The sequence below is a fragment of the Streptomyces sp. NPDC046831 genome (assembly GCF_040645305.1).
In the GTDB taxonomy this organism is placed as follows: domain Bacteria; phylum Actinomycetota; class Actinomycetes; order Streptomycetales; family Streptomycetaceae; genus Streptomyces.
The window spans coordinates 176,029-187,368 of the sequence record NZ_JBEYXZ010000008.1 but is presented as its reverse complement, the minus strand read 5'-3'; the positions used below and the strand labels follow the sequence as shown (position 1 = coordinate 187,368).

The 11,340-nt window shown below is 74.4% G+C and carries 13 protein-coding genes; 11 read left to right on the top strand and 2 right to left on the bottom strand.

What is annotated here, in order from left to right:
- Positions 1 to 260: 260 nt before the first annotated feature.
- The 8 genes from ABZ920_RS10660 to ABZ920_RS10625 all read left to right on the top strand — a co-directional run bounded on the left by ABZ920_RS10660 (position 261) and on the right by ABZ920_RS10625 (position 7,192).
- The gene (locus ABZ920_RS10660; protein WP_361501400.1) at positions 261 to 1,310 is read left to right on the top strand and encodes an aldo/keto reductase; all 1,050 of its coding nucleotides are present in this window, start codon (positions 261 to 263) and stop codon (positions 1,308 to 1,310) included.
- Positions 1,311 to 1,494: 184 nt separating this feature from the next.
- Entirely contained in the window at positions 1,495 to 1,671 is a 177-nt protein-coding gene (locus ABZ920_RS10655; protein ID WP_361501397.1) for a hypothetical protein, read from the top strand.
- A 238-nt stretch (positions 1,672 to 1,909) separates the two neighbouring features.
- The gene (locus ABZ920_RS10650; RefSeq protein ID WP_361501394.1) at positions 1,910 to 2,389 is read left to right on the top strand and encodes a hypothetical protein; all 480 of its coding nucleotides are present in this window, start codon (positions 1,910 to 1,912) and stop codon (positions 2,387 to 2,389) included.
- Between the two features lie 32 nt (positions 2,390 to 2,421).
- Positions 2,422 to 2,745 carry a ferredoxin gene (fdxA, locus tag ABZ920_RS10645; RefSeq protein ID WP_361501391.1) on the top strand — a complete coding sequence of 108 codons (324 nt, stop codon included), beginning with the start codon at positions 2,422 to 2,424 and terminating at the stop codon, positions 2,743 to 2,745.
- A gap of 15 nt (positions 2,746 to 2,760) precedes the next feature.
- On the top strand, positions 2,761 to 3,519 hold the full coding sequence (locus ABZ920_RS10640) for an alpha/beta fold hydrolase (RefSeq protein ID WP_361501388.1): 759 nt from the start codon (positions 2,761 to 2,763) through the stop codon (positions 3,517 to 3,519).
- Positions 3,520 to 3,531: 12 nt separating this feature from the next.
- Positions 3,532 to 4,698: an epoxide hydrolase family protein gene (locus tag ABZ920_RS10635; protein ID WP_361501385.1), complete on the top strand. Its 1,167-nt coding sequence runs from the start codon at positions 3,532 to 3,534 to the stop codon at positions 4,696 to 4,698.
- Positions 4,699 to 4,756: 58 nt separating this feature from the next.
- Positions 4,757 to 6,286 (top strand): tRNA (N6-isopentenyl adenosine(37)-C2)-methylthiotransferase MiaB, encoded by a 1,530-nt coding sequence (gene miaB / locus ABZ920_RS10630; protein ID WP_361501382.1) that lies wholly within the window; start codon positions 4,757 to 4,759, stop codon positions 6,284 to 6,286.
- Between the two features lie 183 nt (positions 6,287 to 6,469).
- Positions 6,470 to 7,192, top strand: coding sequence for a class III extradiol dioxygenase subunit B-like domain-containing protein (locus ABZ920_RS10625; protein WP_361501379.1), 723 nt, complete (start codon positions 6,470 to 6,472; stop codon positions 7,190 to 7,192).
- 467 nt (positions 7,193 to 7,659) lie between these two features.
- Here the strand turns inward: ABZ920_RS10625 and ABZ920_RS10620 are convergent, their stop codons facing one another.
- Positions 7,660 to 7,923: an antitoxin gene (locus ABZ920_RS10620; RefSeq protein WP_361501376.1), complete on the bottom strand. Its 264-nt coding sequence runs from the start codon at positions 7,921 to 7,923 to the stop codon at positions 7,660 to 7,662.
- Positions 7,924 to 7,946: 23 nt separating this feature from the next.
- Positions 7,947 to 8,240 (bottom strand): hypothetical protein, encoded by a 294-nt coding sequence (locus ABZ920_RS10615; protein ID WP_361501373.1) that lies wholly within the window; start codon positions 8,238 to 8,240, stop codon positions 7,947 to 7,949.
- 257 nt (positions 8,241 to 8,497) lie between these two features.
- Here ABZ920_RS10615 and miaA point away from each other — a divergent pair, with 257 nt between their 5' ends.
- From miaA to dapF, 3 genes are all read left to right on the top strand, one after another.
- Entirely contained in the window at positions 8,498 to 9,436 is a 939-nt protein-coding gene (gene miaA / locus ABZ920_RS10610) for a tRNA (adenosine(37)-N6)-dimethylallyltransferase MiaA (protein WP_361501370.1), read from the top strand.
- Positions 9,437 to 9,544: 108 nt separating this feature from the next.
- Positions 9,545 to 10,045 carry a hypothetical protein gene (locus tag ABZ920_RS10605; RefSeq protein ID WP_361501459.1) on the top strand — a complete coding sequence of 167 codons (501 nt, stop codon included), beginning with the start codon at positions 9,545 to 9,547 and terminating at the stop codon, positions 10,043 to 10,045.
- 193 nt (positions 10,046 to 10,238) lie between these two features.
- A complete protein-coding gene (gene dapF, locus ABZ920_RS10600) occupies positions 10,239 to 11,108 on the top strand; it encodes a diaminopimelate epimerase (RefSeq protein WP_361501367.1) in 870 nt (289 codons plus the stop codon).
- The last annotated feature ends 232 nt before the right edge of the window (positions 11,109 to 11,340 follow it).

Sequence of the window (11,340 nt, the reverse complement as noted above, 5' to 3'; positions counted from 1 at the left end):
TGTCTGGACCATAGCGGCGCGACGCCCGCGCCGGGCAAGCGAAGACGGCCGAGCGCCCGCCTACTTGGTGAAGTTGCCGACCTGGTGCGGGGTCCGCCGGCATTTCCCCGGCGGGGCGCGCGGCGTGTGTAGGCTCCGAATCCGGAGCAGCCCGCACGCCCCGCTTCCGCCCAGGTCGTCACGGTGGTCCGGGGCGCGCATTCCCGTCCGGCGGAACCCCAGTCCATTTCGGCAAGTCGACCTTGCAAGGGAGCACGGCCATGCGTTACCGCACGCTCGGCGGGACCGGCATAGAAGTGAGTGCCTACTGCCTCGGCACCATGAATTTCGGATTCGTCGGGAACGCGGACCACGCGGACTGCGCCCGCATCGTCAACACGGCCCTCGACCACGGCATCAATTTCGTCGACACCGCCGACATGTACGCGGCGGGCGAGTCGGAGACCATCGTGGGCGCCGCTCTGCGGGGCCGCCGGGACGACGTCGTGCTCGCCACCAAGGTGCACTTCCAGATGGGCGAGGGCCGCAACCGCAGCGGCAACTCACGGCGGTGGATCGTCCGGGAGGTCGAGGACAGCCTCCGGCGCCTGCAGACCGACTGGATCGACCTCTACCAGGTGCACCGCCCCGACTACTCCACCGACATGGAGGAGACCCTCGGAGCCCTGTCCGACCTCGTGCACCAGGGCAAGATCCGCGCCTTCGGCTGCTCGTCCTTCCCGGTCGAGGACATCGTCGACGCCCACCACGTGGCCGAGCGCCGCGGGCTGATGCGCCTGCGCACCGAGCAGCCGCCGTACTCGCTGCTCGCCCGCCGCGTGGAGGCCGACGTGCTGCCGGCCTGCCGGCGGTACCGGATGGGCGTGCTCACCTGGAGCCCCCTGGCCTTCGGGTTCCTGTCCGGCAAGTACCGCAAGGGCCAGGACATCGACCTCGGCCGGGGCCGCCCGGCGGTCGTGCCCTCCCGGTTCGACCCCTCGCTCCCGGCGAACGCCGCCAAGTTCGACGCCCTGGAGCAGCTCGTCGCGCTGGCCGCGGACCTCGGCTGCACCCTGCCCGAGCTCGCCCTGGCCTTCGTGACCGCGCACCCCGATGTCACCTCGGCGATCATCGGCCCGCGCACCATGGCCCACCTCGACGACGCGCTCAAGGGGGCGGCGCTCACGCTCGACGACGCCACCCTCGACCGGATCGACGAGATCGTCCCGCCGGGCACCAACCTCTACGACCCGCTCGCCTCGTGGCCGCCGCCGGCCCTGTCGACCCCCGCGCTGCGCCGCAGGCCGCTCGAGGACCGCGCCGCGGCCTGATCGCTCCGCGCCGGACCGCCACCCCGCGAGGGCGCGCCGTCCACCGGGCGGGAGCGCGTGCCCGCAGGACCCGTTCACCCTCCGACACCCTGCCCCGCCCGCTCCGCCGGCGGGCCGCCGCCACGGCCGCCCGCGGGCTCGGAGCGTCCGCCCTGCCCACACCGTCCCGAAGGCGAGGTCACGAATGAGCCACGACGAGCAGCCGCCGGAGCACGCCACGGCGTCCCGTCCCCCGATGGCGCGCATGGAGACCCACGAGTGGTCCTCCCCCCGCCCGGCGCAGCGCCTGCACCACTCCTGCGGCCACAGCCCCGACGGAGAGGGCTGCCGCGGCAGCGACCCCATCTCGCTCGGACTGTGAGCGGCGGCCGCACCCGCGCGCACCCGCCGCACCACCAGGGCCACGGCGCCACCGGCACCACCGGCACCACCGCACCATCCGCGCCACCGGCACCACCGCACCATCCGCACCGCCGGCACCACCGCGCCATCCGCACCACCGCACCCCGGCCGGGTGCGGCGACAGCGTGCCGACCGCACGGACGCCGCGCCCGCCGGGAACCGTCCCGTCCGCTCCGCCCGCCAAGGAGGTGCCCCCAGTGAGCCAGGACGAACTCCCGGCGAACTCCGAGGCCACCGTGGTCGACGTCCACTCGCTCTACCGCATCGCCCTCGGGCACACCGAACGGGGCGCCGCACTTCGGGAGTCGGTCCGCCGGGGCACTCTCCGCCTCGTCGTCCCCACGCTGACCTTCGGCGTCGCCTGCGCCATGCGCACCTGCTGGGACGAGGAGTGCGACCGGGGACACCCGCTCGGCACCGGCCCGGCGCTGCGCCGCTTCCTGGACGGACGCGGCGTCGAGACGGCCGAGCTGACACCGGACCAGCAGGTCGCGGCCGCGCAGCTCTACGCGGTCTGCACGGACCGGCGGGTCACCGGCGCCGAAGTGCTCGCAGCCTGCCACTCCGTCGTCGTGGCCGAAGCGCGCCGGATGCCCCTCGTCTCGGCGGTCCGGGCGTCCTACTGCTATCTGCGGCTCCCCGAACAACGGCCCGGCCGCCCCACCAGCCTCGTCTGACACCGCCACCACCGAACAGGAGCGACACCCCCATGTCGTACGTGATCGCACAGCCCTGCGCCGACATCAAGGACAAGGCGTGCCTCGACGAGTGCCCCGTCGACTGCATCTACGAAGGCCGGCGGGCCCTCTACATCCACCCCGACGAGTGCGTCGACTGCGGAGCGTGCGAACCGGTCTGCCCGGTCGAGGCCATCTTCTACGAGGACGACGTCCCCGCGGAGTACCAGGACTTCACCCGGGCCAACGCGGAGTTCTTCGACGACCTCGGCTCGCCCGGCGGAGCGTCCAGGCTCGGCGTCGCCGACCGCGACCACCCCGTCGTCCTCGCGCTGCCGCAGCGGACCCTGGCCTGAAAAGGAGCATGAGCGATGCCCGCCCCGTCACTGTGGCTGAAGGCCCTCGCCAAACACCCCGCGGAGGGCGAGGGAGCACCGGAACTGGTCTGCTTCCCGCACTCCGGCGGATCCGCCGGCTGGTACCGCCCCCTCGCGGCCGAACTGGCCCCCGACGTACGGGTGCTCGCCGTGCAGTATCCGGGCCGGCAGGAGCGGCACGACGAGCCGGCCGTCACCGACCTGCACGAACTCGCCGACCGTGTCGCGCAGGTGCTGGCCGCCGTACCCGCCGCCGCACCGCGCATCTTCTTCGGGCACAGCATGGGCGCCATCCTCGCCTACGAGGTCGCCCTGCGCCTCGGCGAGCAGGGCCCGGCCACGCTGATCGCGTCCGGACGGCCCGCCCCCTCCCGCGTCCGGCTGACCACGTCGTACCTCCTCGACGACGAGGCACTGGCCGGGCAGATCTCGTGGCTCGGCGGCACCGCTGCCGAACTCCTCGCCAACGCCGAGATGCGCGCCCTGCTGCTGCCGCTGATCCGCAGCGACTACCAGGCGAGCGAGACCTACCGCCCCCGGCCCGGCGGCCCCCTGTCGTGCCCCCTGATCGCGCTCGGCGGCGACGCGGACCCGGTCGCCCCGCTCGACGACGTGCGGTCCTGGTCGCGGCACACCACCGGGCCCTTCCGCTTGGAGACGCTCCCGGGCGGCCACTTCTACCTCCAGGACCAGTGGCCGGCCGTCGCGGATCTGGTCCGCGCGGCCGTCCCGCGGGCCTCGGCCAAGGCCTAGGATCGATCGTCTATGAGTCCAGCAGACAGCATCGAACGCTTCCGCCTCGACATCCCCCGGGCCGACCTGGACGACCTCCACGAACGCCTGGACCGCACCCGGTGGCCGGACGAACTGCCGGGCGCAGGCTGGGACTACGGCGTGCCGCTCGCCCACCTGAAGGACCTGGCCCGGTACTGGCGGCACACCTACGACTGGCGCGCGGCCGAGGCCCGGCTCAACCAGTGGCCGCAGTTCGTCACGGAGATCGACGGCGCCCGCGTCCACTTCGCCCACATCCGCTCGCCGGAGCCCGGCGCCACGCCGCTGCTGATGACCCACGGCTGGCCCGGCTCCTACGTGGAGTTCCTCGAGGTCGCCGGCCCCCTCACCGACCCCGCCCGGCACGGCGGCGACCCGGCGGACGCCTTCCACCTGGTGCTCCCCAGCATCCCCGGCTTCGGCCTGTCGGGCCCGACCCGGGAGCGCGGCTGGGAGCTCCGCCGCGTCACGGCGGCCTTCGCCGAACTGATGCGCCGGCTGGGCTACGAGCGGTACGGGGTGCAGGGCGGCGACTGGGGCGCGGCCATCTCCAGGGAGCTCGGGCGCACCCGCGCCGAGGTCGTCGGCGTCCACCTGAACCTGCTCCCCAACGGCTACATGACGCAGGAGCCCGGCGACCTCTCCGGGCTCCCGCCCGAGGAGGCCGAGCGCACCCGCCGGTCCTGGGCCCGCTTCCAGGACTGGGTGCGCGACCGGCAGGGATACGCGGACATCCAGTCCACCCGGCCCCAGACCCTCGCCTACGGGCTGACCGACTCACCCGTCGGCCAGCTCGCCTGGATCGCGGAGAAGTGGGAGGAGTGGACCGAGCGGCCCGTGGACCGCGACCTGCTGCTCACCAACGTCACGCTGTACTGGCTGACCGCCACGGCCGGCTCCTCCGCGCGCCTGTACTACGAGCGCGCCCACGCCGACTACTGGGGCAAGCCGCCCGAGGCGTCCACGGCGCCGACGGCCGTGGCCCACTTCCCCCACGACAACTTCGTCCTCCTGCGGCACATCGCCGAGAGGTCGAACAACATCGTGCAGTGGACCGACCACGACCGCGGCGGCCACTTCCCGGCCATGGAGCAGCCCGGTCTGCTCGTCGACGACATCCGCGCCTTCTTCCGCACGCTGCGCGGCGCCGGGAGGTGAGCACTGCCTGCCGCCGGTGACGTGCGGCGGCTCGCCGGGGACCGCCTACCCTTGAGCCATGACCAGCAGCAGCGACCGGAGCCCCGCAGTGGACATCCCCTCGTCTAAGACCTACGAGATCCGTACCTACGGGTGCCAGATGAACGTCCACGACTCCGAGCGGCTGGCGGGGCTGCTCGAGGATGCCGGCTACGTGCGCGCGCCCGAGGGAGCGGACGGCGACGCCGACGTCGTCGTCTTCAACACCTGCGCCGTGCGGGAGAACGCCGACAACCGGCTCTACGGCAACCTCGGCCGCCTGGCGCCGCAGAAGGCGAAGCGGCCCGGCATGCAGATCGCGGTCGGCGGCTGCCTCGCGCAGAAGGACCGCGACACCATCGTGAAGCGGGCGCCCTGGGTGGACGTCGTCTTCGGCACGCACAACATCGGCAAGCTGCCGGTCCTGCTGGAGCGCGCCCGCGTCCAGGAGGAGGCGCAGGTCGAGATCGCCGAGTCCCTGGAGGCCTTCCCGTCCACGCTGCCGACCCGGCGCGAGAGCGCGTACGCGGCGTGGGTCTCCATCTCCGTCGGCTGCAACAACACCTGCACCTTCTGCATCGTCCCCGCGCTGCGCGGCAAGGAGAAGGACCGCCGCCCCGGCGACATCCTCGCCGAGGTCGAGGCCCTGGTCGCCGAGGGCGTCTCCGAGATCACCCTGCTCGGGCAGAACGTCAACGCCTACGGCTCCGACATCGGCGACCGCGAGGCGTTCAGCAAGCTGCTGCGGGCCTGCGGGACGATCGAGGGCCTGGAGCGCGTCCGCTTCACCTCGCCGCACCCGCGCGACTTCACGGACGACGTGATCGCGGCCATGGCGGAGACCCCTAACGTCATGCCGCAGCTGCACATGCCGCTGCAGTCCGGTTCGGACACCGTCCTGAAGGCGATGCGCCGTTCCTACCGGCAGGAGCGCTACCTCGGCATCATCGAGAAGGTGCGGGCCGCCATCCCGCACGCGGCGATCACCACCGACATCATCGTGGGCTTCCCCGGCGAGACCGAGGAGGACTTCGAGCAGACCCTGCACGTCGTGCGCGAGGCGCGGTTCGCGCAGGCGTTCACCTTCCAGTACTCCAAGCGGCCCGGCACCCCGGCCGCCGGGATGGACGGCCAGATCCCCAAGGAGGTCGTGCAGGCGCGGTACGAGCGGCTCGTCGCCCTCCAGGAGGAGATCTCCTGGGAGGAGAACAAGAAGCAGGTCGGCCGCAGGCTGGAGCTCATGGTCGCCGAGGGCGAGGGCCGCAAGGACGGCGCCACGCACCGCCTCTCCGGCCGGGCCCCCGACAACCGCCTGGTCCACTTCACCAAGCCGGACCAGGAGGTCCGCCCCGGCGACGTGGTCACGGTCGAGGTCACCTACGCCGCGCCGCACCACCTCCTCGCCGAGGGGGCGGTGCTCGACGTGCGCCGGACCCGCGCGGGCGACGCCTGGGAGAAGCGCAACGCCGCCGAGGCGGCCAAGCCGGCGGGGGTGATGCTGGGCCTGCCCAGGATCGGCGTCCCCGAGCCCCTGCCCGTCGCCGCGGCCCCCGCCTGCGGCTGCGACTGACCCGGCGCCGGCCCGCCCGGGGCGCATCCGCCCCGGTGCTGCCGGCGTCCGGTGACCGGCGGTCGCTGATCGGTCGTCGGGCATCGGACGTCTGTCATCGGTCCGTCGGGCCGTCGGTGATCGGTGTGCCGCGCGCACGGGGCAGGCATGCCGTCGGTGCGGTGCGGCGTTACGCTGCCGATCATGCTTGTCGCCGCCGCAGTCTGTCCCTGCCCGCCCCTCCTCGTGCCCGAGGTCGCCGCGGGCGCGGCTCCCGAGCTGGACGCCGCGCGGGCCGCGTGCGCGGACGCGGTGGGCGTGCTCGCCGCCGCCCGCCCCGACCGGCTCGTCGTGGTCGGCCCCGCCGAGGAGTCCGGACGGGGCCCGCACCAGGAGGGCGCCCCGGGTTCGTTCCACGGCTTCGGCGTGGACCTGGAGGTACGGCTGGGCCGGGACACCGGCCCGAGGGGCCCGGTGTCCCGGCCCGTGCTGCCCCCCTCCCTCGCCGTCGCCGCGTGGCTGCTCGGGCGGGTCGGCTGGTCCGACGCCCCCGTCGAGGGGCTCGGCGTGGAGGACGCGCTGGAACCCGAGCGGTGCGGGGAGGCCGGACGGTCCCTCGCCGCACGGGCCGGCCGGGTGGCGATGCTGGTGATGGGCGACGGCAGCGCCTGCCGGACGCTCAAGGCCCCGGGCTACCTCGACGAGCGGGCGGCGCCCTTCGACGCGGCGGTCGCGCGGGCGCTGGCGGGGGCGGACGTGGCCGCCCTCATGGCGCTGGACGCCGAGTCGGCGCGCGAACTGAAGGTGTCAGGCCGGGCGCCCTGGCAGGTCCTCGCGGGCGCCGCCGAGGACGCCGCCCTCTCCGGCGCACTCCTCTACGACGACGCCCCGTACGGCGTGGGGTACATGGTCGCGGCCTGGTCCTGAGGACGGCACACCGCCGGGGAGTGCGCGCGACCGGCCGGCGCCGTCCCTCCCGAGGGCGGGTCCTGCTGCCCCGTCAGTGGGGGAGGACGCGGGCGGTCGTGGCCCGGTCCCGGGTCCTGTCCTTCGGGTCACCCCCGTGCAACGCCGGTTTTCTGCGCACATCCGCCGCGTCGCCACCGGTCGCCGGCGCCCGCGTCGGTGCCCTCCGTCATCCGCCGCGTTGCCGTGGGTCGTTGGCGCCCTGTTCCGCCTTGCGGCGGCCGCACCCACCCGGACCCCGCTCGGATCGGCCGAAAGGCGCCGCGACTCATGGCCGCGCGGGTGGCCCTGCCGGCGTCCGCGGCATCCGTCCCGGTGGGCGCCCGGCACCCGTCCCCATACGGCGGACGGCCGGGAGTGTTCGCTCCCGGCCGTCCGCCGTCCGCCGTGTGCCGTTCCCGTCGTCGCGCCGAGCGCTCGCGCGCCCCTCACCCGGCGGGCGGCGTCGGGCCGTCACCCGGTGCGGCGCCGGTGCCCGGGCCGTGCCGGTGGGCGAGCCGGTCCACCGCCGCCTTCGCCTTGTCCGTGCCCGCCCGGACCTTCCCGCTGTATTTGCCCTTGGTCTTCTCGTCGACGAGTCGCGCGGCCCGGTCGAGTCCGTGCTCGATTTGGCCCCCGTGCTGCCGGGCGAAACCCGACACCGTGTCCCTGGCCGGACCCAGCCCGGCCTTCAGTCGGTGCATCACACCCATGATCGGCCCTTCCTCGCGCGGGGTCACCTGCGGGCGCCCCCGCCCGTCTCGTGTCCGGCCGTGTCGTCGGCGGACTGCTGCTTCGGGATCCCGACGGCGTCGGCGTCCGGGCCGGCACCCTCTTCGGCGCCGTCGCCGGGCGCCGCCCCGGCCTCACCCACCGCGCCGGACGCTTCCGCCGCCCCGTCCGCCCGCGCCGTCTGCGCGGCCTCCTCGTGCCCGGCCTCCGAGCCGCCCGCGGCGGCGCTCTCCACGCCGGCCCGCTCCCCGGCGGGCTCCGACGCCCCGGCGGACGTTCCGGCATCGGTCGTCACCACGCCGGCCCGCTCCCCGGCGGCCGACGTCTCATCCGCAGCTTTCGACCTCCGAAAAAACCGTGCAAAAACGCCCATTTCTGCTCCATACGTTACTCGTGTGGGCGAACCCCCGCGTGATGCGGACGCTCCGCTGACGGCATCCGGACCACGACCCGACGGCATCCGGCCGCAGGACCCTTGCAACGGGAACGACCCCGCGCGCGGGCCGTCACGTAACTCGTTCGAGGCGTCCGCGGGACGTTTGGGAGACTGGTGCGGTGAGCAGCGCACCCTCCGCCCCCCGCGTCATCGCCGTCGTCGGTCCCACCGCGGCCGGCAAGTCCGATCTCGCCGTCTTCCTGGCCCAGCAGCTCGGCGGCGAGGTCGTCAACGCCGACTCCATGCAGCTCTACCGAGGGATGGACATCGGCACCGCCAAGCTGACGCCCGAGGAACGCGGCGGCGTCCCGCACCACCTCCTCGACGTCTGGGACGTGACGGTCACGGCGTCGGTCGCCGAGTACCAGCGCCTCGCCCGGGAGCGGATCGACGCGCTGCTCGCCCAGGGACGCTGGCCGGTCCTGGTCGGCGGCTCGGGCCTGTACGTCCGCGGGGCCGTCGACAACCTGGAGTTCCCCGGCACCGACCCCGAGGTCCGCACCCGCCTGGAGGAGGAGCTGACGCTGCGCGGCTCCGGGGCGCTGCACGCCCGGCTCGCCGCCGCCGACCCGGAGGCCGCGCGGGCGATCCTGCCGAGCAACGGCCGCCGCATCGTGCGCGCCCTGGAGGTCATCGAGATCACCGGCAGGCCGTTCACCGCCAACCTGCCCGGCCACGACTCCGTCTACGACACCGTCCAGATCGGCGTCGACGTGGCGCGGCCCGAGCTGGACGAGCGCATCGCACGCCGGGTCGACCGGATGTGGGACGCCGGGCTCGTGGACGAGGTGCGGGCGCTGGAGGAGCGGGGTCTGCGGGAGGGGCGCACCGCCTCCCGCGCGCTCGGCTACCAGCAGGTCCTCGCGGCGCTCGCCGGGGAGTGCACGCTCGAGGAGGCGCGCGCGGAGACCGTACGCGCCACCAAGCGCTTCGCGCGCCGGCAGGACTCCTGGTTCCGCCGCGACCCGCGGGTGCGCTGGCTGAGCGGGGCTGCGGCGGATGTCACAGAACTCCCCCTCCTCGCCATGGCCTTGGTCGAACGACCGGTTACAGCCTGATCACGTGATGGCATCGGGACGCCCAGGCCGTCATCGGCGCCTCCGGCGCCGTGCCATCATCGAGCTTCGATCGACCAAGTGGAGTCCGAGTGGGGAGGGCGCGTGGCGATGGAGGCCGGCCCTCGTGACACCGCGGAAGGCACCGAGCACCTGACCGCCGAGCGTGACGGCGGGGATCCGGACGAGGTCTCGCTGAGCCCCGACGGACCCGAGGAAGGACAGGGCGGCGTGACCGCGGACGGACCCGGGCCCGAGGAGATGTTCGCCGGGCCCGAGGTGGAGGTCGAGCTGCGCCCGCAGCGGCGGCTGCGCATCTGGCAGCTCGCGCCCATCGTGGCCCTGGCCGCGCTCGGCTCCCTGATGTTCGCCTTCCCGCTGGCCTTCGACTTCGGCGACAGCGGTGCCGTGATCGCCATGCTCGGGCTGCTGATCTGCTCCTGCGCGGCCGGCTGGGGCATGATGGCCGCCCGCCGGGTGGGCCACACCTGGCCCGGGCTCCCGCCGCGGGCCTCCGGGCGGCGCCGCGACTGGCGGGTCGTCGCCGCGTACGGGCTCCTGGTGGTCCTGGTCGTCGTCCTCGCCGTCTGGCGCGTCGCCCGGCTCCGCTGACCGGAGCACCCGGCGGGCCGCCGTCGCGCCGGCCGGTGCGGTGGGCTGCGGCACCTGCGGGCCCCGGCAGCGTGTCCCACGCTCCGGCAGGCGCGGTGACCACCCCGGCCGCCGGTCCGCAGCCCGTCGCGCCGGGCCGGACCCGCGCCGGTGTGATCGCCGGGGCGTCGCGGCCACCCCGTACGATCGAGGAATGAGCACGCGGATCGCCTTCCTCAAGGGTCACGGCACCGAGAACGACTTCGTGATCGTCCCGGACCCGGACAACTCGGTCGACCTGTCCCCGGCCGCCGTCGCCGCGCTGTGCGACCGGCGCGCGGGCATCGGCGGGGACGGCGTGCTGCACGTCGTGCGGTCGGCAGCGCATCCGGAGGCCCGGGCGATGGCCGGCGAGGCCGAGTGGTTCATGGACTACCGCAACGGCGACGGCTCGGTCGCGGAGATGTGCGGCAACGGCGTGCGGGTCTTCGTCCGCTACCTCCAGCACGCCGGGCACGTGACCGAGGGCGACGTCAGGATCGCCACCCGCGCGGGCGTGAGGAGCGCCCACCTCGCCAAGGACGGCGACGTCACCGTCGGCATGGGCCGGGCCCGGCTCCCCGAGGGGGACGTCGAGGTGAGCGTCGGCGCGCGCCGCTGGCCCGCCCGCAACGTGAACATGGGCAACCCGCACGCGGTCGCCTTCGTCGACGACCTCGCGCACGCCGGCGACCTGCTCGCCCCGCCGCCCTTCAGCCCCGCCTCCGCCTACCCGGACGGCGTGAACGTCGAGTTCGTCGTCGACCGTGGCCCCCGCCACGTGGCGATGCGCGTGCACGAGCGCGGCTCCGGCGAGACCCGCTCCTGCGGCACCGGCGCGTGCGCCGTCGCCGTGGCGGCCGCCCGGCGCGACGGCGCCGACCCCGCCGTCACCGGGACCCCGGCGACGTACACGGTGGACGTGCCCGGCGGAACCCTCGTGATCACCGAGCGGGCGGACGGTGAGGTCGAGATGACCGGTCCCGCGGTGATCGTGGCCGAGGGCGAGATCGACGCGGAGTGGCTGGAAGACGCGCTCCGCTGACGGGGGACCGGCGGCGGCATCCATGGTCCGGGCCCGGCGGGGCAGGGAACACCCGGCGTCGGCGACCCGGTGCGGGCCGGATTCGACGGACGGCCGTGCGTCAGGTGGCCGAAAACTCTAAACCTCCCATCCATCGCTCGAATGGGTGATCCGTTTCACGCTCTCCGAGAGGCGGCCGGTCGCGGGTGGTGGGCTGGGTAGCATCAAGCACCGGCCCGGACGGGGGATCCGC